Genomic DNA, 23657 nt, shown 5'->3' on the forward strand with positions numbered 1-23657 from the left:
TCTGATGAGTAAGTTTCTCGATAGATTCCGCTATTTTAAGCAGCTTGGTGATACCTTTTCAGAGGATCATGGCCAAGAGCTGAATGTTAACCGTGACTGGGAAGATGGTTACCGTAGTCGTTGGCAACACGACAAAATTGTCCGCTCTACTCATGGTGTCAACTGTACTGGCTCTTGCAGCTGGAAAATTTATGTCAAAAATGGGCTAGTGACATGGGAAACTCAGCAAACTGACTATCCACGTACACGCCCTGATTTACCGGATCATGAACCACGTGGTTGTCCTCGTGGTGCCAGTTATTCATGGTATTTATATAGTGCGAACCGCGTTAAATACCCGATGGTACGTAAGCGTCTGATTAAATTATGGCGTGAAGCAAAGGCACAATATAGCGATCCTGTTGATGCTTGGGCTTCAATTGTCAGTTCACCAGAAAAAACAAAAAGCTATAAACAAGCGCGTGGGCGTGGTGGATTCGTACGTTCATCATGGTCTGAAGTAAATGAAATCATTGCTGCTTCTAACGTGTTTACTGCAAAAGAATTTGGCCCTGATCGTATTATCGGTTTTTCCCCCATTCCAGCGATGTCAATGGTCTCATACGCCGCAGGGGCGCGCTATTTATCTCTTATTGGTGGTGCATGTTTAAGTTTCTATGATTGGTATTGTGATTTACCGCCAGCATCGCCAATGACTTGGGGAGAGCAAACAGACGTTCCTGAATCAGCCGACTGGTATAACTCTTCTTATCTGATTGCGTGGGGCTCTAACGTACCGCAAACACGAACCCCTGATGCCCACTTTTTTACCGAAGTGCGTTATAAAGGCACTAAAACCGTCGCGGTCACCCCCGATTACGCAGAAATTGCGAAACTTTGTGACCAATGGTTAAACCCAAAACAAGGCACTGATAGTGCAATGGCTATGGCGATGGGACACGTTATTCTTAACGAATTCCATGTTCAACGCCAAGCTGAATATTTTAGTAACTATGTGCGTACATACACTGATATGCCAATGTTGGTGATGTTAGACAAACACGATTCTGGCAAGTTAGTGGCGGGTCGTATGTTGCGTGCTGCGGATCTAGTCAACAATCTTGATCAAGAGAAAAATCCTGAATGGAAAACCATTGCCATTGATGAAAAAACACAGCAATTGGTTGTGCCTCAAGGCTCAATGGGTTTTCGTTGGGAAGGTGCCGCTAAATGGAATCTTGAACCTAAAGACGGCAAAACTGGCGAAGAGGTCATCTTACAATTGGGGCTTTTAAATAACCATGATGATGTTGTAGACGTTGCATTCCCTTACTTTGGTGGGATCAAAAGTGAGTACTTTGAAGGTGTTGCCCTTGATGATGTGATAGTTCATAAGCTTCCAGCTAAACGCATTACACTTGCGAATGGCGAAGAAAAATACGTGACAACTGTTTATGATTTATTATTAGCTAACTATGGTGTTGATCGCGGTTTAAATGATGAAAACTGCGCCTCAAATTATGATGAAATCAAAGCATACTCACCCGCATGGGCTGAGAAAGTCACAGGGGTAAATCGCCAAGATATTATTCGTATTGCGCGTGAATTTGCTGATAATGCAGAAAAAACACATGGTCGTTCAATGGTGATTGTCGGTGCAGGTATTAACCATTGGTATCACATGGATATGACCTATCGTGGCATTATCAATATGCTGATTTTCTGCGGTTGTGTCGGTCAAAGTGGTGGTGGCTGGGCACACTATGTTGGACAAGAAAAACTGCGTCCACAAACAGGTTGGTTGCCATTAGCCTTTGGCCTTGATTGGCAACGCCCTCCTCGTCATATGAACAGTACATCATTTTTCTATAACCACTCAAGTCAGTGGCGTTATGAAACGGTGTCGCCAACAGAGTTATTATCGCCATTAGCCGATAAATCACGCTTTAGCGGTAGTTTGATTGATATGAATGTGCGTTCAGAACGCATGGGATGGCTGCCATCAGCTCCTCAATTAAATGTCAATCCTCTGACTATTGCCCCAAAAGCACAAGAAGCGGGGATCAGTGCAGCTGACTACACTGTTAATGCATTAAAATCAGGTGAAATTCGCTTTGCATCAGAGCAACCTGATAACCCTCAAAACTTCCCTCGCAATTTATTTATCTGGCGTTCTAACCTATTAGGCTCGGCTGGTAAAGGGCATGAATATTTATTGAAATATCTGTTGGGCACAGAGAACGGCTTACAAGGGAAAGATTTAGGTGAACAAGGCCAAGTCAAACCACAAGAGGTCGAATGGCAAGATAATGGCGGCGAAGGTAAAGTTGATTTAGTGGTGACATTAGATTTCCGTATGTCGAGCACCTGCTTATTCTCCGATATCGTTTTACCAACCGCAACTTGGTATGAAAAAGATGATATGAATACCTCGGATATGCATCCCTTTATTCATCCATTAACGGCTGCGGTTGATCCTGCTTGGGAATCTAAAACGGACTGGGAGATTTATAAAGGCATCGCTAAAACCTTCTCTAAACTTTGCGTTGGTCATTTAGGTGTCGAAACTGACTTGGTGACATTACCGATCCAGCATGACTCTGCGGCTGAAATGGCACAACCTTTTGATGTGAAAGATTGGAAAAAAGGTGAATGTGATCTTATTCCAGGGAAAACAGCACCGCACCTTATTTCAGTAGAGCGTGATTACCCGAACACCTATGCCCGATTTACGTCATTAGGACCTCTCATGGATAAACTGGGCAATGGTGGTAAAGGGATCAGCTGGAATACACAAACAGAAGTCGATTTCCTGAAAAAACTCAATCGTGTTCGTCATGACGGTACAGCAAAAGGACGCCCTGTCATTGAGACCGCAATTGATGCGGCAGAAGTTATTCTCTCTTTAGCGCCTGAAACTAACGGTCAAGTGGCGGTAAAAGCATGGGATGCACTGAGTAAAGTCACAGGGCGTGACCACACTCATTTAGCAACAGTCAAAGAAGATGAAAAAATTCGTTTCCGCGATATCGTTGCTCAGCCTCGTAAGATCATTTCAAGCCCAACATGGTCGGGTCTTGAAGATGAACATGTCTCTTATAATGCCTGCTATACCAACGTTCACGAGATGATCCCTTGGCGTACTTTGAGTGGCCGTCAACAGCTATATCAAGATCACGAGTGGATGCGTGCTTATGGCGAAAGTTTAGTGGTTTATCGCCCACCAATTGATACTAAAGCTATTGATGCAGTTAAAGGTAAGAAACCTAATGGTTTCCCTGAAAAAGCACTCAATTTCCTTACTCCTCACCAGAAATGGGGGATCCACTCAACCTATAGCGATAACTTACTCATGTTAACGCTAGGCCGTGGAGGGCCTGTGGTGTGGTTAAGTGAAGATGATGCCAAAGAGATGGGAATTAGCGATAACGATTGGGTTGAAGCCTATAACAGTAATGGGGCACTGACTGCGAGAGCGATTGTCAGTCAACGTATTCCAGACGGCATGATTTATATGTATCACGCACAAGAGCGTCAAATTAACCTGCCGGGCTCTGAAATCACAGGAATGCGTGGTGGTATTCATAACTCAGTGACCCGTGTTTGCCCTAAACCAACGCATATGATTGGTGGATACGCTCAGCTAGCTTATAGCTTTAACTACTACGGTACTGTGGGCTCTAACCGTGATGAGTTTGTTGTCGTGCGTAAAATGAGACGGGTTGATTGGCTCGATGGTGAAGGGGATGCTTATCAGCAAACCCTGAATGGACAGGAGAAGGCATAATGAAAATTCGTTCACAAGTCGGCATGGTACTGAACCTCGACAAATGTATCGGCTGTCATACCTGTTCAGTGACCTGTAAAAATGTTTGGACTAGTCGCGAAGGTGTTGAATATGCATGGTTCAATAACGTTGAAACAAAGCCGGGTATAGGCTATCCCCAAAACTGGGAAGATCAAGAAAAGTGGAAAGGTGGCTGGATCAAAAATATTAAAGGTAAGTTAGTACCAAGAATGGGGAACCGTGTTGGTCTATTATCTAAAATTTTTGCTAACCCAGATGTACCGGCCTTAGACGATTACTATGAGCCCTTTGATTATGACTATGAACATTTAAAAAATGCTCCTGAAGGCTCTTTACCGACAGCTCGCCCTCGTTCGTTGATCACCGGTCAGCGTATGACGAAAATCGAAAATGGGCCAAATTGGGAAGACGATTTAGGTGGTGAATTTAGTAAACGTGCAGCAGATAAAAACTTCGCCCATATGCAAAAAGAAATGTATGGGCAGTTTGAAAATACATTCATGATGTATTTACCACGTTTATGTGAACACTGCTTAAACCCTGCTTGTGTTGCAACCTGCCCAAGTGGTGCAATTTATAAACGCGCCGAAGATGGCATTGTATTGATAGATCAAGATAAATGCCGTGGTTGGCGCATGTGTTTAACCGGATGCCCATACAAAAAAATCTACTTTAACTGGAAAAGTGGTAAGTCAGAAAAATGTATTTTCTGCTATCCACGCATTGAAGCAGGTCAACCAACCTTGTGTTCTGAAACCTGTGTGGGGCGTATTCGTTATCTAGGTGTGATGCTGTATGACGCTGATAAAATCTCACAAGCAGCCAGTGCTGATAACGAAACAGATCTCTATCAAAGCCAATTAGATATCTTCTTAGATCCTTTCGATCCTGAAGTAATTAAAGCAGCAGAAGAGCAAGGTATTCCACTCAGTGTAATTGATGCCGCACAACGTTCGCCTGTCTATAAAATGGCGGTGGATTGGAAGTTGGCTTTACCATTACACCCTGAATATCGCACTTTACCCATGGTGTGGTATGTACCACCTCTATCGCCAATCCAATCGGCAGCAGATGCAGGTGTATTACCACATACTGGTGTGCTGCCTGATGTAGAAAGTTTACGAATTCCTGTTCAGTATTTAGCAAACTTACTGACTGCCGGTGATACTGCTCCTGTTTTATTAGCCTTAAAACGTATGTTAGCAATGCGTCATTACAAACGCGCTGAAACCGTTGAAGGAAAAACAGATCTAAGCGCATTAGAGCAAGTTGGATTAACCGAAGCACAGGCGCAAGAGATGTATCGCTATCTGGCTATCGCTAATTATGAAGATCGCTTTGTGATCCCATCAAGCCACCGTGAATTAGCCAGAGAAGCCTTCCCTGAGCGGAATGGCTGTGGTTTTAGCTTTGGTGATGGTTGTCATGGTAGCGATAGCAAATTTAATCTGTTTAATAGTCATCGTATTGATGCCATTGATATCACATCAAAAACACCTCAAGACCAACGCCGTTCAGAGGAGAAAATATAATGATCGCTCTGAAAGTTATTTCTCATCTCTTAGATTATCCCACTCAGGAGCTGTGGGATAACCGAAGTGAACTTATTGATGCATTACAGGAAGCTGATGAACTTCCTGTAACTCAAGTTGCGAAATTAATGGCCTTTATTCACCGATTAACACAACAAGAGTTATTAGATGCGCAATCTCACTACAGTGAACTTTTTGATCGAGGTAGAGCAAGATCGTTATTGTTATTTGAGCACGTTCATGGTGAATCTCGCTCCCGAGGTCAGGCAATGGTTGATCTGTTAAATCAATATCAACAAGCTGGGATCACGTTAAGCAGTCGTGAGCTTCCAGACTATTTACCGACTTATCTTGAATATTTAACACTGCTATCTACTACTGAATGCATTGAAGGATTAAATAACATTGCCCCTATTTTGGCCCTGTTGGCTGAGCGTTTAAAACAACGAGGTAGTGATTATCATACACTGTTTGATGTGTTGCTTTGTCTCTCACAAAGTGAATTAGATGCATCACAATTGGCCGCTCAGGTAGAGAAAGAGCCTTTAGATGATACTCCTGCTGCATTAGATGCTGTATGGGAAGAAGAGCAAGTGACCTTTCTTGGAGAAGGTGCGCAATGTGGCAATAACAAAATTATCCAACACCAGCGTCGCTTTGCACAAGAGACCAAAGTTCAATATTTCAACGTGGGGAATTCGTTGGGTACGGGAGCACAAAAATGAATTACATCAATATGTTATTTTTTGATATCTATCCCTATATTGCCGCTGCTGTTTTTATTATCGGTAGTTGGTTACGTTACGACTATGGTCAATATACGTGGCGTGCCGGTTCTAGCCAGATGTTAGATAAAAAAAACATGCGACTTGCTTCTAACTTGTTTCATATCGGGATCATCGGCGTTTTTGTAGGTCACTTTTTGGGCATGTTAACGCCACATTGGATGTATGAATCTTTCTTGCCCATTGAATATAAGCAGATCATGGCCATGGTCGGAGGCGGTACTTGTGGAGTATTAATGTTAATCGGTGGTGTGATGCTATTAAAACGTCGTTTAACCAATCCACGAATTAGAGCGACATCTTCATTTGGTGACATTATGATTTTAACGCTTTTAGTTATTCAGGTTGCGTTAGGTCTGCTCACGATCCCATTCTCTGCTCAACATATGGATGGCAGTGAAATGATGAAGCTAGTTGCTTGGGCACAATCAATTGTGACATTCCATGGCGGTGCTTCAGCAAACCTTGAAGGTGTTGCATGGGTATTTAAATTACACATTTTCTTAGGAATGACAATTTTCTTACTGTTCCCGTTCTGCCGGTTAGTCCATATCTGGAGCGTACCAATTGAGTATTTAACTCGTCGATATCAAATTGTCCGTAATCGCCATTAATGAATGCTCGCCTAATAGCTATTGAGAAACCTTTAACTCCCCCGTCCGCGGGGGTTTTATCTCTTTTTGTTAATAAAATATCAATACATTTTTGAATGGTTAGAATAATAAGCTTTAGATCCATTGAAGCATGACGGATCCTATATGATGATATCGACTTTACCAATCAGATGATCTTCGCAAAGCCACTTGCTTCGAACTGATACTGCTGAGGTGAGCGTTTTTTTAACGCATCGGTTAGAGCACTATTTATACTAGCTTAGCTAGATAAAAGCCCTAACTAAAAAGCTAGGGCTTTGTCCGCAATCTGAGTCCCATCTTATGGGAGTTTAGATCGTTCGATTACTTTTGATATATGATTTCAACGCCTTCGTCGTCTTCATCATCCCAGTCGTCATCCCAATCATCGTCGAGATCTTCTGCACCTTCGAGCTGCTCTTTATGATAGTCATCCCACATAAATTCAACTTTTTCAGGTTGTTTCTCGTCTTCTGTCACTGCCATATCACGAGGTTGAGTTTCCATAAACTCCATAATGTCCCAGCACAGTGCTTTGACACCTTCGTGATTTACCGCAGAGATCATATAGTATTTATCTTCCCAGCCCATTGCTTTAGCAATTTCAGCCGCACGTATAGCAGACTCTTCAGCGCCGAGAATATCCACTTTATTAAAGACTAACCAACGTGGTTTCTCTGCAAGTTTTTCGCTGTATTTTTCAAGTTCGCTAACAATGATCTTGGCGTTTTCAACAGGATCAGACTCGTCAATTGGGCAAATGTCGATTAGGTGCAATAACACCCGACAGCGCTCTAAGTGTTTAAGGAAACGGATCCCTAAACCTGCACCTTCTGCGGCCCCTTCAATCAAACCAGGGATATCTGCAACCACAAAGCTTTTTTCGTTATCCATACGTACCACGCCTAAGCTAGGCACAAGTGTTGTAAATGGATAATCGGCAACCTTTGGTTTTGCTGCTGATACTGAGCGAATAAAGGTAGATTTGCCTGCATTAGGCATTCCCAACATCCCTACATCAGCTAATAGCATCAGTTCTAGCATCAAATCGCGCGTTTCACCCGGCGTACCCATGGTACGTTGACGTGGAGCACGGTTGACAGAGGATTTAAAACGGGTATTACCTAAACCGTGAAAACCACCTTTAGCAACCATATGACGCTGTTCGTGACGCGTCATATCTCCAAGTATCTCTCCAGTACCTAAATCGCGTACACGCGTTCCTACAGGTACTTTAATCGTGATATCTTGACCACGCTTACCTGTACATTCACGACTTTGGCCGTTCTGACCGCGCTCAGCACGGAAAGACTTTTCAAAACGGTAATCGATTAGCGTATTGAGGTTCTCATCTGCTTGTAAGTAGACGTCACCGCCGTCACCGCCGTCACCGCCGTCAGGCCCGCCTTTTGGAATATATTTTTCACGGCGGAAGCTGACACAACCATTGCCACCATCTCCCGCCACAACCAATATTTTGGCTTCATCAACAAATTTCATAATTCTTTCTCCGTTTGATAGCCATATTATAGTGCTGGATGGCTGTATTACCCAGAGATGGCGTATTTTGAATATAAAAAGCCCCGCAAAAAGTTTTTGCAGGGCTTTAATTCGAATTAAAAGTCAGAAAACTTATTCAGCTTCGATGCTGATAAATTTACGATTGTTAGGACCTTTAACTTCAAATTTAACTTTACCGTCCGCTAAAGCGTACAGAGTGTGGTCACGGCCACAACCTACGTTGTTACCTGCGTGGAACTTAGTACCACGTTGACGAACGATGATGCTACCTGCTAATACAGCTTCACCACCAAAACGTTTTACACCCAGACGTTTTGCTTCTGAATCGCGACCGTTACGAGTCGAGCCGCCAGCCTTTTTGTGTGCCATTAATCTGCTCTCCTAAATCTTAAGCGATGCCAGTGATCTTAACATCAGTGAACCACTGACGGTGACCCTGTTGTTTACGGCTGTGTTTACGACGACGGAACTTAACGATTTTAACTTTATCGCCACGACCGTGAGCAACCACTTCCGCTTTAACTTTAACGCCTTCAACGACAGGAGCGCCGATTTTGATATCGTCGCCGTTAGCAACCATCAGAACGTGATCAAATTCAACAGTTTCACCTGTTGCGATGTCCAGCTTCTCTAGGCGGACAGTTTGACCTTCGCTAACTCGGTGTTGTTTACCACCACTTTGGAAAACCGCGTACATATTAACTCCGCTTTCCGCGTACCCGCTAAAAAAATTTAATGCAAGAGCACGCTATAAAATATTCACAATAGGGCGCGAATTCTACGCAAAAAAGCATCGAAACACAAGCCAATAATGCAGTTAGATCACAAAAAAACCGACTTTTTTATTCGATGCGCTAACTAACCCTTAATTTATGATGAATAACTCGAATTGTTACTTATTTAAACATTTTTTGCATTACAACTAATTATCTTAGAAATATTAATGTTATGCTTACAAGATAACTGTTCCAATGGCAGCACCCTTTTTATGAGTTGGTAGCGGCTAAAATTTAATAATATGAATAAATTACAATGAATTTAGAATCTATTGTTGAACTGACTAGCGAGGATATGTCAGCGGTAAACGAAGCGATCCTCAGTCAATTGAATTCAGACGTTGCGCTAATTAACCAGCTTGGTTATTACATTGTTAGCGGCGGCGGAAAAAGGATCCGCCCGATGATCGCAGTATTGGCTGGACGATCCCTCGGCTATTCAGGGCATAAACATATCCAAGTTGCAGCCTTGATTGAATTTATCCATACCGCAACATTATTGCATGACGATGTGGTTGATGAATCTGATATGCGGCGGGGTAAACAAACGGCGAATGCTGTCTTTGGAAATGCAGCTAGCGTTCTTGTCGGAGACTTTATTTATACGCGATCCTTTCAAATGATGACGGATCTGGATTCAATGCGTGTATTAAAGCTAATGTCAGAAGCGACTAACGTGATCGCTGAAGGTGAAGTTTTACAGCTGATGAACTGCAACGATCCCAATATTACTGAAGATAACTATATGCAGGTGATCTACAGTAAAACAGCGCGTTTATTTGAAGCTGCTGCTCATGCTTCTGCTATTTTAGCATCGGCAACGCCCGAACAAGAAAAAGCACTCCAAGACTATGGCCGCTATCTCGGCACTGCATTTCAATTAATCGATGATTTACTCGATTATGATGCAGATAACACTCAGTTAGGGAAAAATACGGGCGACGATCTTGATGAAGGAAAACCAACGCTTCCTCTTCTCCATGCCATGAATAATGGTACTGAAGAAGAATCAGCAATGATCCGCCAAGCAATTGAACAAGGTAATGGCCGCCACCTGTTAGAAGCCGTGCTTGCAACCATGAAACGTTGTGGTTCTCTTGAATATACCTATACTCGGGCACAACAAGAATCACAAAAAGCCATTGATGCTTTGAGTATCATTGATGATTCAATATACAAAGATGCGCTTATCAGCCTCGCCGAAGTCGCTATTTCACGTCACTCGTAGCCTAAACGGTGTGAGTTGAAGGGGGAATGAACCTATTCTTCCCCTTTTTCTTCTTTATCTATCTGAACCAATAATGATGACAAACCGTAACGCAGAATATATTTAACCACTTTATCTCGTTCGGTTTCTGTAAGCTGGTAATACGCTTCCGTCCAGATTTGAGAGCCATCCATTCTATGGCTTTGATAGCCAACAGTAGGTTCAGCAAGACTCAATTGGTTCTGTATTTCCCCTGGCAAGCTATCGAGATAATATTCTACCGCTTTACCTTGCACACCACGCTTACGACGATTTTTCCACCCTTCTCTTCTTGCCATTAAATTGATGCCTTGAGGAGAGGTAGGTAAGCCTTCTAAACCTGCTAATTCTTTCGCAGTGAACCACATTTTTTTCATATTATCTCTTTCGAACTTATATTATGAAATCTGCCGTTGAGGCTGTTATATCTAACGGTTATTAACCAAGAATAATGTTCTGTTATATAGATATTCTTCATTAATTACCTTCAATTCATTTTTCAGGTAAATTATTTTTTATTAATTAAATCTACTAATGCGATTACGCCTTCACGCATAATAAATGCCAATATCTTACCGCGCTCTGCTGTTGAAAGTTGGTTGTAAATCTCTTGCCAAATAAATGCACTGTCATGGTGCTTTACTTGATAAGACATAGGCGCTTCATAAACAGAGGAAGGTTCAAATAAGCCTTCTGGTAAACTATTAATATGATATTCGAGTGCTTTACCTTGGATGCCTCGCCGCTTACGGCATAGCCAATTTTCTCTACGCGCCATTGCATTAATACCTTGAGTCGTCATTGGTAATCCCTTTAAACCGACTAACTCTTTCGCTGTTAACCATTCTTTTTGCATGCCTGACCCTCCTAGTCACGATGTACAATTTAATAATAATTGCTGAAAAATGTTTTTATTTTCTCAATAACCTTATTCTCTTTTGTTTTATGAAAATTAATTATTAGTTAGTTTATGAGTTATACATGTAAAATGTATTTTAATTTCTTTTAATAACAATAAATTGGCTAAAAACTCACTGACAGTTATCTTTTTTCTCTTTATGTTGCTTCTATATTACAAATACTTTTAACTATAATCGTTAATATGCCAATTTTTACAAATAACTAAAAATAGTTAGTTTTTGTTTTCAATATCTTATATTAGCTCACAAATATAAATGCTAAATCTTTCTCATATTTCACAAAAATAAAATACCTTTCATAAAACTGAATTTTCAGAAAAAATTAGAAATACTTTTGGGAAATTTCTGTTATTTTATTTCCAATAACAGGACGATTGCAGTGAATGTATCACAATCTTCTGTTAGATGTACCACTAACTCTACATGATTCTGAGTAAAAAAAGGACTAAAAAATGATTTTACGGAAATCGGATTGGCACCCAGCAGATATTATTGCGGCTTTACGTAAGCGAGGCACAACTTTAGCCGCGATTTCTCGCCATGCGGGACTGAGTTCATCAACACTTGCTAATGCATTATCTCGTCCATGGCCAAAAGGTGAATGGATTATTGCTAATTTCCTCGAGATCCATCCCTCTGAAATATGGCCAAGTCGCTATTTCAATCCAGTTACAGGTGAATTGTTGGAAAGAAAAGTAAGAGATAAGCCACAGTTACAGAGTTGAAAGAACATAAAAAAACCGCTGTTCGACAGTCAATGTCAAATCAGCGGTTTTCATCAAACAATGATGAGGCGATTAACAGTAATTAACCGTTAATGAATTTCTCACCAAGCTCGATATCTTTTTTCAGTACTTCTAGCATCTCTTTCAGTGCTTTTTGTTCAAAGTCACTCAACTTACCGAAAGAGATATGCTCTTCAATACCATTTTTACCTAAGCGAACTGGTTGAGCGAAGAAGCGTGCGTGTTCACCATCACCTTCGGTGTAAACACACTCAATCACATTAGGTTCACCTTGCAGACCACGGATCAGGGATAGACCAAGACGTGCAGCTGCTTGGCCCATAGACAACGTTGCAGATCCGCCACCCGCTTTTGCTTCAACAACCTCGGTACCCGCATTTTGAATACGCTTAGTTAATGCAGCGACTTCTTCATCAGTGAAGTTCACACCAGGGATTTGAGATAATAAAGGTAGGATAGTCACGCCAGAGTGCCCGCCGATAACTGGCACTTCGATCTCGTGAGTTTTTTTGCCTTTCAGTTCAGCAACGAAAGTATTAGAACGAATAATATCCAGTGTTGTCACACCAAATAGACGGTTTTTGTCATATACACCTGCTTTTTTCAGTACTTCAGCAGCGATAGCAACCGTGGTGTTAACTGGGTTAGTGATAATACCGATCAATGCTTTCGGGCAAGTCACCGCAATTTGTTGCACTAAATTACGAACGATACCTGCGTTAACATTAAATAGATCTGAACGATCCATACCAGGCTTACGTGCGACACCTGCCGAGATCAGAACAACATCAGCACCTTCTAGCGCTGGAGTTGCATCTTCACCTGAGAAACCAACAACTTTAACGTCGGTAGGAATGTGGCTAAGGTCTGCGGCGACACCTGGAGTTACTGGTGCGATGTCGTAGAGAGAGAGTTCTGAACCTGCTGGGAGCTGATTTTTAAGAAGAAGGGCCAAAGCCTGACCGATACCACCTGCTGCACCGAGAACTGCAACTTTCATTCTGAAACTCCTTTATTTGTACTTTAAAAAGTATATGAATTCATCTTGTTATGTATTTAGTACATTACCGATAAAAAACAATTCATTAACAGATGCTGAAACATATTAACGCAAATATTTTTTCACATTGATTCTGTCTATTCTAAACAAAATCCTTATCTGTTAATGAGATAACGGGCACTTTTTTAACAAATAGTTTTTATCACTATTGATTTTTGCATAATAAACTGTTTTTACTGCTAATCATGACTTACTTCACAAAGTGATTAACAAAAAATTTACACCTTTTATTAGCAAATTGCATTATCTCTCTATGCGATCAGCCAAATTTTCTCACTAAAATAGGTAACTACTTAAAATAAATTACTATTTTGTTCATTTAATTCATCGCAAATTCAGTATATAAAATCATCATCACGCAATTTTGTTGCATAAAAATTCACATTTACGGATAATGCAACTCAATTTATTGTCAAAGGATGGGTTAATTATGCGTACACCGTCTAAACAAGAAGACTTGGTTAAGGCTTTTAAAGCCCTACTTAAAGAAGAGAAATTTAGTTCTCAGGCAGAGATAGTGATCGCACTGCAAGAACAAGGGTTTGAAAATATCAACCAATCTAAAATTTCCAGAATGCTAACAAAGTTCGGTGCTGTGCGCACTCGTAACGCAAAAATGGAAATGGTCTATTGCTTACCAACGGAGCCGGGCGTACCGACTGCCACTAGCCCATTAAAAAATCTTGTTCTTGATATCGACTATAACCACTCTGTGGTTGTGATTAGAACGAGTCCAGGCGCTGCACAACTAATCGCCCGTTTATTAGATTCTTTAGGCAAAGCAGAGGGGATTTTAGGAAGTATCGCGGGTGACGATACCATTTTTTCAACCCCTGCCAATAACTTCACTACAAAAGAGCTTTACGAAGCGATTCTCACTCTGTTTGATCAAGAGCTTTAATAAAAATACTCTTACAGGCGGGAGCTTCTCGCCTCCTCACTTGGATATTTTGTTGCTGACCTGTCTTTATATAGCCGGTTTATTAGCAATAGCAATGAAAAGGCAGCCTAAGCTGCCAATATATTCGTTATACTTCTAACCGTAGTGTCGTTGGCTGCACTTCAATTAGTTAGAATATAGTTTAATGAGAAAGCATTACTCTTCGTGAGCAGATTCGGCTTTCTTTTTTAGTTCTGCCAATAAATTACTATGGATCCCACCAAAGCCACCATTGCTCATGACTAAAATATGGTCACCTGGCTGTGCCGTTTCGATCACCATATTAGTCAATGTTTCAATATCAGAGCTCCAGCGCGCAGGTTGAACACAATTTTCTGCAATATCAGTGACCATCCAAGGAATATTCGGCGGTTGGAACAAGAACACTTCATCAGCACGCCCAAGCGCTGGCGCGATATCATTTTTGTTGATCCCCATCTTCATGGTATTAGAGCGAGGTTCCAGTACTGCAATAATACGCGAAGTACCACCAACTTTGCTGCGTAATGCCTCTAAAGTCGCTAAAATCGCCGTTGGGTGATGTGCAAAATCATCATAAACACTGACATCATTTTCAACACCACGTAATTCTAAGCGACGGCGGGCATTGATAAATTTATCCAATGCTCGGCAAGCTTCTTCAGCGGGAACACCAACATGATGCGCGGCGGCAATCGCCATTAACCCATTATGAATATTGTGATTACCCACTTGCGACCAGTTTACTTCACCCACTTTTTTAGTTTGGTAGAAAACTTCAAATTGGCTGCCATCATGGCTTAATTTACGAGCTTGCCACTCACCATGTTCACCAACAAGTTCTTGTTCGCTCCAGCACCCCATCCCCATTACTTGCTTTAAGTTCGAATCATTATCAGGCATAAAAATTTTGCCACTACTTGGTACAATGCGAACTAAGTGATGGAATTGCTTTTGGATCGCTTCAAGGTCATCAAAAATATCTGCATGGTCGAATTCGAGATTATTGAGCACCAATGTTCTTGGGCTGTAATGCACAAATTTCGAGCGTTTATCGAAAAATGCACAATCATATTCATCAGCTTCTATCACAAAAAATGGGCTTTCTCCCAATTGTGCGGAAACCTCAAAATTTCCTGGCACACCACCAATTAAAAACCCTGGTTTGTAGCCACAATCTTCTAAAATCCACGCTAACATACCCGCGGTTGTGGTTTTACCATGAGTCCCCGCAACGGCAAGCACCCAACGCTCAGGTAGCACATGATCATGTAGCCATTGAGGGCCAGAAGTATAAGTTAAACCTTTTTCTAATACAGCTTCTACGCATGGATTACCGCGGGTCATTGCATTGCCAATAACCACCATATCAGGTGTGGGTTCGAGCTGACTAGGATCATAACCTTGAATTAGTTCAATACCTTGTTTTTCGAGCAGCGTACTCATAGGAGGGTACACGTTTGCATCAGAGCCCGTGACTTTATGACCAAGTGAACGAGCCAGTATTGCCAAGCTTCCCATAAACGTACCGCAAATACCCAAAATATGTATGTGCATTATTTTCCATCCAATAGCATGAGGTTTGTCACTATTCTACCCATCAAATACAGGTTTATAAATGCATTAACCTATGAATCTTTTTTTAATTTAGATAAACTCCACGCGCAGGGTAAGGTACAATCCCTCCCTGCAAACCTCTGTCAATTATATTCAGGACCTTCGTCATGAAAACATTAGGCGAATTCATCGTCGATAAGCAACAAGATTTTCCTCATGCAACAGGAGAGCTGACGGCGTTACTGTCAGCAATTAAACTGGGCGCTAAAATTATCCATCGTGATATTAATAAAGCTGGACTGGTAGACATTCTTGGCACGAGCGGTGTTTCGAATGTTCAAGGTGAAGTCCAAATGAAGCTTGACCTGTATGCAAATGAAAAACTGAAAGCGGCTTTGAAAGCACGCGGAGAAGTTGCCGGTATTGCCTCTGAAGAAGAAGACGAAATTGTCATTTTCGAAGGTGACCGTGCAGAAAACGCGAAATACGTCGTTTTAATGGATCCACTGGATGGTTCTTCAAATATCGATGTAAACGTTTCCGTCGGCACAATCTTCTCAATTTACCATCGTATAACTCCAATTGGCCAACCTGTGACTGAAGCTGATTTCTTGCAGCCAGGTCATCGTCAAGTCGCCGCTGGCTATGTTGTTTATGGCTCATCAACCATGCTAGTTTATACTACGGGTTGTGGCGTGCATGCCTTCACTTATGATCCATCTCTTGGCGTATTCTGCCTATCTCATGAGAAAGTCATGTTTCCAGCAGAAGGAAAAATGTATTCAATCAACGAAGGTAACTATATCAAGTTCCCTATGGGGGTTAAAAAATACATTAAGTACTGCCAAGAACAAGATGAGGCAACTGGGCGTCCATATACGACACGTTACATTGGTTCATTAGTCGCAGATTTCCATCGTAACTTGCTAAAAGGTGGCATTTATATCTACCCAAGCACAGCAAGTCATCCAAATGGTAAACTTCGTCTATTGTACGAGTGCAACCCAATTGCTTTCCTTGCAGAGCAAGCCGGCGGTAAAGCGAGTAATGGCCGTGATCGTATCTTAGATATTATCCCAAGTGAGCTTCACCAACGAGCGCCGTTCTTTGTTGGAACTGAGTCTATGGTTGAAAAAGCAGAATCATTCATGCGTGAATTCCCTGACACTGAATAATCTGTTTCACTGAGCAAAGGCGGGAAATCTCGCCTTTTTTGTTTTGCATTCTCAGCTTTTTTTTATGAATGTCCTACCAACTAGTGAGTTTTACCCCTCTTTACGGCTATAATACCCCCCACGTTATGTATCAATCATGATAGCAGTTGTATTTTTTACGACTTAACATATTGATGACTATATTAGTTTTTAACATAAAGGATACTTTTCCATGGGCCTGAACAATGTACCGGCAGGTAAAGAACTGCCAGAAGATATCTACGTTATTATCGAAATCCCTGCTAACGCAGATCCAATCAAATATGAAGTTGATAAAGACTCTGGCGCTCTGTTTGTCGATCGTTTCATGTCTACCGCGATGTTCTATCCATGTAACTATGGTTACATCAACCACACGCTGTCTTTAGACGGTGATCCTGTTGATGTGTTAGTCCCTACCCCATACCCATTACAACCGGGTTCAGTGATCCGTTGCCGCCCAGTTGGCGTACTGAAAATGACTGATGAGTCAGGTGAAGATGCGAAACTGGTTGCAGTACCACACACAAAACTGAGCAAAGAATACGATCACATTAAAGATGTGAACGATCTGCCTGAATTACTGCGCGCACAAATCACACATTTCTTTGAACACTATAAAGATCTCGAAAAAGGTAAGTGGGTTAAAGTTGATGGTTGGGATAATGCAGCAGCCGCTAAAGCTGAAATCATCGCTTCTTTCGAACGCGCTGCGAAGAAATAATTAACCCTTTCGGGGGGATACTCTAAATAATTCGAGGTGCAGCAAGGACAAGCGAACAAATCGCTAGCAGCATAGAAAACGGTGTGACTGGCGTGAGCAAGCTAGGTCAACAACGCTGCAACTTGAAGTATGACGAGTATATAAGGCTCTAACAGGACTGTTAGAGCCTTTTTCATATCTGAAAAACGCCGATATCCTATATGAGATATCGGCATTTACTGACACTACTCTTCTTCGTGGCGTTTTAGCCAATCACCACTCTTGATGCGGTGCAAGCCGTCAACGGAATGACGATAGAGGTAAATCCAAGCATTACCATATGGCGTAGAAATTAATTCACGGACATAGTCCTGTGAGTTTTTCTTTAGCTCATCTAATTCAGTCAAAATAGAGGGATTGATACGGTAAACTTCGCATTCAATCACCCCATCTCCTTTGACAACTGCTGGATAATACCCAAGATCGTAAAGCTCATAGCCTTCTAACTTATGCTCTCCAAGTAATTGAGCATAAGTCATCCAGTGATGATTTCCCTGCTTGCGCCTTAAACTGCCATAAACAATTACACGCATATTCTAAAACTCAAATTGGTAAAGGAGATCAAGAGCCTGATTAACACCAGACACTGCTTCCAAATATAATTTAGGCATTAATCGATAACGTAATGTTAGCGTTGCCAATGAATCAAATATACCAACACCATACTTAATTTGTAGGTCGTTAGTAATTTTGCCGCTCACGACCACTTGGGATTTATCACCTACCCCTTGGGTATCGAGCGCCAGATCAGATACCCCAAATGTCTCACCAATTTTACCGACAAGCTGTCCACTTTGTGCCACACCAAGCCCAATGAGCATTGAGGTCATCTGAGAGCCATTAGCATCTCCGCTATCTAATCCTTCTCCGCGTAACAGATAGGATAGTGCTTCTTGCTGAGTTTTGGCTGGCTCAGAGAATATCTCGACTTTTGGTTTGTCTGCAAGTCCTGTGACCTTAACGCCTGCAATAACACCATCAGCCGTGTTATCTGGATTACGAATAGCCTCTAGATTCAAGAACGGCTGTTCCGGTGGCCCAGAGAACTGAATTTGCCCTTTACGTACAAGCAAATCTTGGCCGTAAGCATGGAAACGCCCTGACGGGATATCAATTTGCCCATTGAGACTCAAGCCTTGTTTGTTTTGCAACACTTTCAGCATACCCGTTAAGCGCGCTTTCAAACCAAAGGCATCCAATTGCACATCATTACCAATTTTAATATCCAAATTAGTTTGAATTGGAATTGGCGTACTAGTTTCATCAATTGGCTTCAGATCACTGTCTAACATGACCACATCAGAAGATGCCCCTACCGCTGATTCAGGGATCTCCTGTACGGTAATACGCGCCCATGGGATATTCACACTACCATTTAGCGTCAGTAGTGAAGGTGAAGCTTCAAATACAATATCAGGCTGCACATCGACTTTGATCATCGGTGGGATAGAGACACGCAGGTTATTCCCCACAGCCATCACCTTGGCTCGCCATGCATCCACTTTACGCCAATCCGCATCACCATTGATGTTGAGATAACCTTCTGGCGTATTGATTTGACCAGTCATCACCGAGCTTGTGCCATTAAAAGCAATGCCTAAATTACCACTTTTAATATCAAATGGAATTAATGACGATTTCACTTCCAATCCAGAAAGTGCCAAATTACCATTCAACAATGGATTATTGGCGCTACCACCGAGGCGTAAATTGGCATTTAAGTCACCATTTGCCACTTCTTTCTCGCCAATCAGTGGCTTAATCATGGCTAATGTAATAGCGTTGATTTCCACATTACCTGAAAGTTGACGTTTTTTCTCAATGTCAGAAACTTGGATATTACCTTTCAGTTGGCCGTTATTAGCAATTTTAAATAACCAATTCAAATTGGCTTTACCATTTTGTAATGCAGCACTGAGCGTCAGTGTTTCAAACTCCAATGGTAAACGCGTGCCATCCACCAGCTGAACGGCTTTGACACCATTACCTTTCAGATCAATTTTAGCTTGTGGCAAGCTGCCATTATCTTTCCATACTACGTTAGCCTTGCCACTGAAAACACCTTGAACACGCGTTTCATCGGTTAGGAAAGGTTTTAACATCGCCAAATCAAAGCGCTCTAACACGATGTCAGCACTACCACTTTTTCCAGCTTTGATCGGTTTTGGCACACAAAGACGTGCATTCGTATTGACCCAGCAATGGGTTCCGATCGTCACTTCTTGTGTTTGATTGGCATAATCCAATGCCATAACTTTACTCAGCTGCCATTCACCAACAGGGGTTTCAAATAGCGTATTGCTTAGGTTACCTTTCCATTGCTCTGTTTGACGATCGAAACCACCCGCTAAGGTTAAATGACCTGAAACAGGCTCACCTTTGACATCTAATTTTAAAGTGTGCTTTTTCTCGCTGCCTTTAGCGTCTAATGTCAAATTGCTGACCACAAGGTCACCTTGTTTTAACTGGCGTACAACAACGGATAAATCGCCTTTGATTTGCTCGCCAGAAGCAACATTACCTTTAATGGCCACATTATCGATAGCAAGGTCTTTTTGCCATCTAACGCCACGTGCTGTTAAATCAGCTACCACTTCAGGGGCGGTGAGATCGCCTCGTAACTTAATGTCACCAAGAATAACGCCGCCTAAGCCTGGTAGAATACCATCCAGCCCCGGCGCGTTAATTTTCGCATCTAAGTTCCATTTCTCAGCAAGATTTCCTTTCACATCCAACTGATTTTTGCCTAAGGCAAGTTTGAATTCAGGTATATCCCACTGCCCAGCCGCATTACCTGAAGCTTGGCCACGTGCTTTTAAAACGTTATTTTTCACATTGCCATCAAGGGAAATATCTGGGATTTGCATTTGCCAGCTACCGCCATACAAACTCCCTCGCGTGGCGATCTTACCATCAACCTTCGCTGGCCATTCGGGCCATTGTTTGGCGGTATTAATACCCGATAGCGTCAGCACTGCATTCCAACTGATCGCCTTACTCCAATCTGCCACCCCCGTAATATCTGCATTACCTTGCAGAGCGGCTAAGCGTAGGCGGGTAATGTTAATTTGCTCTTCATTACCTTTCGCGTCTAACATCAGAGTTGACGGTGGAATTTCTTGACCTGTAATCGCTGAACGCAGTGATAAATCATAGGCAGATGGACGCCCGTTTAAACGTAAACGCGTGCCATCCAGTTGATACTGAGCATCGCCTACCAAAGGCCATGTTAACTTTTGGCTTTCTAAGGTCAGTAAAATAGGTAGATCGGCTTGACCAAGGTCAGTTTCCGCATTCAATGTTGCATTAATGGGGCCACTAAGATTTAAAGCCAATTTTAGTTCTTCAAGCAATCCGCCTTTCAAGGATAAATCAATTTTTTGGCCATTTAGGTCATCAAGACGACTTTCCCCTGTAATCGATAGGGATACAGGCCACTTATCTTTTAAAGTTGCCGTACCTGACAAAGCAACATTGCCTTGTGGTGCATCAACAGTAAACTGTTTCAGTAAAACATTTTGCCCATCATTAGACAGCTGCAAGCGCAAATCATTGATAGATGCCTCTGTTGCACCAGAAAGTTGTAGATTCGAGCCATTGATACCTTCAACATTCAAATCAACAGGTAAAATGACCTCAGGCAATTCAGCTAATAAAGGTTTTTCAAACAATGCCTTTAACGTTTCACCTATCGGCTTCTCTTCACCCACAGGGGTTTCTGGCACTGGCTGCTCAGGCTGCTTTTCTTCACTGACAGGTAAATTAATCGCTAAATCAATAATGTCAGTCGGGGCTAATGTCAGTGCTTTTTTCTGCCAATGCAATCCCGTTTTGAACTTCGCTAAATCAATATTCGTTCCATCAACAGTCACTTTAGTTGATGTTAATTGCAGCTGATTGAGGCTGATAGTTAATGGCGCATTCAATTCCGTTAACGGCTCTGAAGGCGGAGTTTCTTCCGAAGGTGGCATTTTTGAAGTATCAACATCGACCACAACATTCTCAGTCGAAAGATCGTCAATGCACAATTCACGATGAGTTAAGCAACGTAAACGTAAAGCAAGATGGATTTTCTCTGCATTCACATCGACACCCGGCATTTGATATTTAACGCCTGCTAAGGTTAAGTCGCGAATGTCACCTTCAATAGAACGGATTTCCAGCCCCGGAACAAAGCGCGTTGCGCTATTTAGTGCAAAATGTAGGCCTGATTGCGTGCCAAGTACCCATCCCAATGCCGCAAAGACTAAGACCAGTACTAATAAAACGGCGAGACTTATCCATTTAAACCACTTCATCCATTTCATAGTTCAGTCCCCAAGCCGATATAGAATTGAATCTTATTATTATCAGGGTCACCTATCGGGGTTGCCAAATCAAACTTAATTGGCCCTACTGGTGAAACCCAACGGACACCAATCCCCGCCCCCGTTTTAAAATCACTTTTCTTAATGTCATTAACCGCTTCACCGCTATCAATGAAGGCTGCTCCCCACCAATTGCCCGTGAAGTTGTAATCATATTCGATAGAGCCTACCACCAGTTTTGATGCCCCTGTCAGCTTGCCCTTGCTATCTTCTGGTGAAATTTTTTGGTAGCCATAACCACGCACACTGCCATCCCCCCCCGCGAAGAAACGTAAATCAGGTGGCACTTTGTCAAAGTTATTGGTTTCTATCCAACCTAAATTGCCTCTGACAACAAAGCGGTGTCCTTCCCAAGGTGAACGGATCCACACTTGTTTCGTTTGCAAGACAAGAAAATCGATATCAGAACCCCAGATTTCATTAGAGTAATCGATTGAATAACGTTGGCTATCTCCCCAACTCGGCATGACCCCACCGCGCTGACGAATTCGACTTACATTTGCTCCAGGGTAAAGTAACATGGTGGTATTCGTTACATCGGCCTGCGTAAAGTGGCTCAGCATCCAACGCATATTAACGCCATACTGCCAACCACTTGAATAATCCCAGTTACGTGACACATTCAAAGTCGTTGTATCTGATTCTGTATCGTTTAAATCAGTGCGCTTATAACCCCCTTGGACCGCATAATATTGCTCAAGTGGATTCGCTTTTAGGGGGATTTTGTAGCTCGCGTCAATGATTTGCTCTGGCTGAGATAAACTAATATTGGACGTAATACTTTGCCCACGCGAGTTTACCCATGGCCGATTCCACGTCGCTTTTACTCGAGGACCAACATCTGTCGCATAGCCGCCGCCTAACTCAACAAAGTTTTTTGCCCGAGGAACCATCACGCCTTCCATCGGTAAGATGTCTGTATGGTTCTCACGCGCTTTGGCAATATTTGGCGTCACAATTGAGGAGGTAAACCAACCTGTTTCTGCAAGTCTACGGTTAAACTCAGCAAGCTGCTCTGAAGTATAGTATTCACCTTCTTTGAAAGGCGCTAAGTTGTTGAGGTAATCAGAGCGAATTTGTGAACCTTCATAGGAAATAGCACCGAAACGATAACGTTCACCACTATTAAAATCGAAATCCCAATAAGATGCATGATGATCTAATGAAATACCCAGTTGGCTTTTTTCCATAACGGCATCAAAGTAGCCTTCACGGATAGCTAAACTGCTAAATTTCCCTTTAAAACTTTCATATTCGCCATCATTTTGAATAGTCCCTATTTTAGGGGTATTATTTTTTATCATTTTGGCATAGTTGGGGTCAGTTTTTGCGCCCCCTTCTAATATCACCTTCACGCCTTGCACCGTGACCGGTTCACCTAACGTGACTTTTGCCGTTAATATTGAACGTGCGGGAGGCTTGTTTTCTTGATAACTAAACTCAATCTTAGGCTCATAATAGCCAAGTGGTCTTAGCCCTTCTTCGATCGCTTTAGTGACTCGAGCGCGAAAACGACCATTAGGAGCCACTTCATCTTGAGAAATATTGGAAAGTTGAACGCGGACGTTCTGATTTGTTTGCCCTTCAAGTCCTTCAATATTAAGGCGAAGATTTGCACCATACGCTACAGGCACAGCCGCCGTTAAGCAGAGAAAACAGATGATAGGGTATTTTGACACGCCCGCTCCTAAGATCATTGATAGTTTGACTAAACACTTAATATCAATTTATTTTGAGTAAAATAAACATTAGATACAAGTTTTTATCCTAATTTACTCTAAATAATTCAAGTTTCAGCTAGCCGACACGCGAACGAGCCGCTAGCAGCATAGAGTACTCTGTGACTGGCACGA

The 23657-nt window shown here is 42.1% G+C and carries 19 protein-coding genes; 9 read left to right on the forward strand and 10 right to left on the reverse strand.

The genetic code is table 11. The features are described from left to right. The first annotated feature begins 4 nt into the window (after positions 1 to 4). From JI723_RS18200 to narI, 4 genes are read left to right on the forward strand one after another with little or no spacing between them, the layout of a single operon-like run. Complete coding sequence (locus JI723_RS18200) at positions 5 to 3766, forward strand: nitrate reductase subunit alpha (RefSeq protein WP_337979628.1); 3762 nt, start codon at positions 5 to 7, stop codon at positions 3764 to 3766. Beyond that, positions 3766 to 5319: a nitrate reductase subunit beta gene (gene narH, locus JI723_RS18205; RefSeq protein WP_140181065.1), complete on the forward strand. Its 1554-nt coding sequence runs from the start codon at positions 3766 to 3768 to the stop codon at positions 5317 to 5319. Before JI723_RS18200 ends, narH begins: the two co-directional genes overlap by 1 nt. Continuing rightward, the gene (gene narJ / locus JI723_RS18210; protein WP_319067330.1) at positions 5319 to 6044 is read left to right on the forward strand and encodes a nitrate reductase molybdenum cofactor assembly chaperone; all 726 of its coding nucleotides are present in this window, start codon (positions 5319 to 5321) and stop codon (positions 6042 to 6044) included. Before narH ends, narJ begins: the two co-directional genes overlap by 1 nt. After that, entirely contained in the window at positions 6041 to 6718 is a 678-nt protein-coding gene (narI, locus tag JI723_RS18215) for a respiratory nitrate reductase subunit gamma (protein WP_070925589.1), read from the forward strand. Before narJ ends, narI begins: the two co-directional genes overlap by 4 nt. Before the next feature lie 342 nt (positions 6719 to 7060). On the opposite strand, the gene cgtA is transcribed toward narI, so the two are convergent. The 3 genes from cgtA to rplU form a co-directional block, all read right to left on the reverse strand. Beyond that, entirely contained in the window at positions 7061 to 8236 is a 1176-nt protein-coding gene (cgtA, locus tag JI723_RS18220) for an Obg family GTPase CgtA (RefSeq protein WP_070925591.1), read from the reverse strand. 132 nt (positions 8237 to 8368) lie between these two features. Beyond that, positions 8369 to 8626 carry a 50S ribosomal protein L27 gene (gene rpmA, locus JI723_RS18225; RefSeq protein ID WP_070925593.1) on the reverse strand — a complete coding sequence of 86 codons (258 nt, stop codon included), beginning with the start codon at positions 8624 to 8626 and terminating at the stop codon, positions 8369 to 8371. A 19-nt stretch (positions 8627 to 8645) separates the two neighbouring features. Then, positions 8646 to 8954, reverse strand: coding sequence for a 50S ribosomal protein L21 (gene rplU / locus JI723_RS18230; RefSeq protein WP_004915752.1), 309 nt, complete (start codon positions 8952 to 8954; stop codon positions 8646 to 8648). 335 nt (positions 8955 to 9289) lie between these two features. Here rplU and ispB point away from each other — a divergent pair, with 335 nt between their 5' ends. Then, entirely contained in the window at positions 9290 to 10261 is a 972-nt protein-coding gene (gene ispB / locus JI723_RS18235; RefSeq protein ID WP_319067334.1) for an octaprenyl diphosphate synthase, read from the forward strand. A gap of 32 nt (positions 10262 to 10293) precedes the next feature. Here the strand turns inward: ispB and JI723_RS18240 are convergent, their stop codons facing one another. Both JI723_RS18240 and JI723_RS18245 read right to left on the reverse strand, forming a co-directional pair. Beyond that, on the reverse strand, positions 10294 to 10656 hold the full coding sequence (locus JI723_RS18240; RefSeq protein WP_070925597.1) for a DNA-binding protein: 363 nt from the start codon (positions 10654 to 10656) through the stop codon (positions 10294 to 10296). 131 nt (positions 10657 to 10787) lie between these two features. Continuing rightward, positions 10788 to 11135, reverse strand: coding sequence for a DNA-binding protein (locus JI723_RS18245; RefSeq protein ID WP_319067335.1), 348 nt, complete (start codon positions 11133 to 11135; stop codon positions 10788 to 10790). Between the two features lie 516 nt (positions 11136 to 11651). Between JI723_RS18245 and JI723_RS18250 the strand changes: the two genes are divergently transcribed. Next, positions 11652 to 11924: a helix-turn-helix domain-containing protein gene (locus tag JI723_RS18250; RefSeq protein ID WP_070925600.1), complete on the forward strand. Its 273-nt coding sequence runs from the start codon at positions 11652 to 11654 to the stop codon at positions 11922 to 11924. An 82-nt stretch (positions 11925 to 12006) separates the two neighbouring features. Here JI723_RS18250 and mdh read toward each other — a convergent pair whose 3' ends face one another. Then, positions 12007 to 12945, reverse strand: a complete 939-nt coding sequence (mdh, locus tag JI723_RS18255; protein ID WP_140181067.1) for a malate dehydrogenase — start codon at positions 12943 to 12945, stop codon at positions 12007 to 12009. Between the two features lie 490 nt (positions 12946 to 13435). Here mdh and argR point away from each other — a divergent pair, with 490 nt between their 5' ends. Next, positions 13436 to 13906: a transcriptional regulator ArgR gene (gene argR / locus JI723_RS18260; protein ID WP_070925602.1), complete on the forward strand. Its 471-nt coding sequence runs from the start codon at positions 13436 to 13438 to the stop codon at positions 13904 to 13906. 195 nt (positions 13907 to 14101) lie between these two features. Here argR and mpl read toward each other — a convergent pair whose 3' ends face one another. Further along, complete coding sequence (gene mpl / locus JI723_RS18265) at positions 14102 to 15481, reverse strand: UDP-N-acetylmuramate:L-alanyl-gamma-D-glutamyl-meso-diaminopimelate ligase (RefSeq protein ID WP_319067338.1); 1380 nt, start codon at positions 15479 to 15481, stop codon at positions 14102 to 14104. Between the two features lie 167 nt (positions 15482 to 15648). Here mpl and fbp point away from each other — a divergent pair, with 167 nt between their 5' ends. Together fbp and ppa are read left to right on the forward strand one after the other, a co-directional pair. Then, entirely contained in the window at positions 15649 to 16656 is a 1008-nt protein-coding gene (fbp, locus tag JI723_RS18270; RefSeq protein WP_140181069.1) for a class 1 fructose-bisphosphatase, read from the forward strand. Positions 16657 to 16867: 211 nt separating this feature from the next. Then, positions 16868 to 17398, forward strand: a complete 531-nt coding sequence (gene ppa / locus JI723_RS18275) for an inorganic diphosphatase (protein WP_070925606.1) — start codon at positions 16868 to 16870, stop codon at positions 17396 to 17398. Positions 17399 to 17622: 224 nt separating this feature from the next. Here ppa and JI723_RS18280 read toward each other — a convergent pair whose 3' ends face one another. From JI723_RS18280 to tamA, 3 genes are read right to left on the reverse strand one after another with little or no spacing between them, the layout of a single operon-like run. Further along, complete coding sequence (locus JI723_RS18280; RefSeq protein WP_070925608.1) at positions 17623 to 17970, reverse strand: gamma-glutamylcyclotransferase family protein; 348 nt, start codon at positions 17968 to 17970, stop codon at positions 17623 to 17625. A gap of 3 nt (positions 17971 to 17973) precedes the next feature. After that, a complete protein-coding gene (gene tamB, locus JI723_RS18285) occupies positions 17974 to 21744 on the reverse strand; it encodes an autotransporter assembly complex protein TamB (RefSeq protein WP_070925610.1) in 3771 nt (1256 codons plus the stop codon). Next, positions 21741 to 23483, reverse strand: a complete 1743-nt coding sequence (tamA, locus tag JI723_RS18290; RefSeq protein WP_070925613.1) for an autotransporter assembly complex protein TamA — start codon at positions 23481 to 23483, stop codon at positions 21741 to 21743. The genes tamB and tamA overlap by 4 nt, the downstream gene beginning before the upstream one ends. Positions 23484 to 23657 lie beyond the last annotated feature (174 nt).

It is taken from the genome of Providencia manganoxydans (assembly GCF_016618195.1).
GTDB lineage: Bacteria > Pseudomonadota > Gammaproteobacteria > Enterobacterales > Enterobacteriaceae > Providencia > Providencia manganoxydans.

What these genes read in the sequence shown, in the direction of transcription:
- JI723_RS18200 (WP_337979628.1), top strand. Translation starts at nt 5, where the DNA reads ATGAGTAAGTTTCTCGATAGATTCCGCTATTTTAAGCAGCTTGGTGAT.
- narH (WP_140181065.1), top strand. Translation starts at nt 3,766, where the DNA reads ATGAAAATTCGTTCACAAGTCGGCATGGTACTGAACCTCGACAAATGT.
- narJ (WP_319067330.1), top strand. Translation starts at nt 5,319, where the DNA reads ATGATCGCTCTGAAAGTTATTTCTCATCTCTTAGATTATCCCACTCAG.
- narI (WP_070925589.1), top strand. Translation starts at nt 6,041, where the DNA reads ATGAATTACATCAATATGTTATTTTTTGATATCTATCCCTATATTGCC.
- cgtA (WP_070925591.1), bottom strand. Translation starts at nt 8,236, where the DNA reads ATGAAATTTGTTGATGAAGCCAAAATATTGGTTGTGGCGGGAGATGGT.
- rpmA (WP_070925593.1), bottom strand. Translation starts at nt 8,626, where the DNA reads ATGGCACACAAAAAGGCTGGCGGCTCGACTCGTAACGGTCGCGATTCA.
- rplU (WP_004915752.1), bottom strand. Translation starts at nt 8,954, where the DNA reads ATGTACGCGGTTTTCCAAAGTGGTGGTAAACAACACCGAGTTAGCGAA.
- ispB (WP_319067334.1), top strand. Translation starts at nt 9,290, where the DNA reads ATGAATTTAGAATCTATTGTTGAACTGACTAGCGAGGATATGTCAGCG.
- JI723_RS18240 (WP_070925597.1), bottom strand. Translation starts at nt 10,656, where the DNA reads ATGAAAAAAATGTGGTTCACTGCGAAAGAATTAGCAGGTTTAGAAGGC.
- JI723_RS18245 (WP_319067335.1), bottom strand. Translation starts at nt 11,135, where the DNA reads ATGCAAAAAGAATGGTTAACAGCGAAAGAGTTAGTCGGTTTAAAGGGA.
- JI723_RS18250 (WP_070925600.1), top strand. Translation starts at nt 11,652, where the DNA reads ATGATTTTACGGAAATCGGATTGGCACCCAGCAGATATTATTGCGGCT.
- mdh (WP_140181067.1), bottom strand. Translation starts at nt 12,945, where the DNA reads ATGAAAGTTGCAGTTCTCGGTGCAGCAGGTGGTATCGGTCAGGCTTTG.
- argR (WP_070925602.1), top strand. Translation starts at nt 13,436, where the DNA reads ATGCGTACACCGTCTAAACAAGAAGACTTGGTTAAGGCTTTTAAAGCC.
- mpl (WP_319067338.1), bottom strand. Translation starts at nt 15,481, where the DNA reads ATGCACATACATATTTTGGGTATTTGCGGTACGTTTATGGGAAGCTTG.
- fbp (WP_140181069.1), top strand. Translation starts at nt 15,649, where the DNA reads ATGAAAACATTAGGCGAATTCATCGTCGATAAGCAACAAGATTTTCCT.
- ppa (WP_070925606.1), top strand. Translation starts at nt 16,868, where the DNA reads ATGGGCCTGAACAATGTACCGGCAGGTAAAGAACTGCCAGAAGATATC.
- JI723_RS18280 (WP_070925608.1), bottom strand. Translation starts at nt 17,970, where the DNA reads ATGCGTGTAATTGTTTATGGCAGTTTAAGGCGCAAGCAGGGAAATCAT.
- tamB (WP_070925610.1), bottom strand. Translation starts at nt 21,744, where the DNA reads ATGAAATGGATGAAGTGGTTTAAATGGATAAGTCTCGCCGTTTTATTA.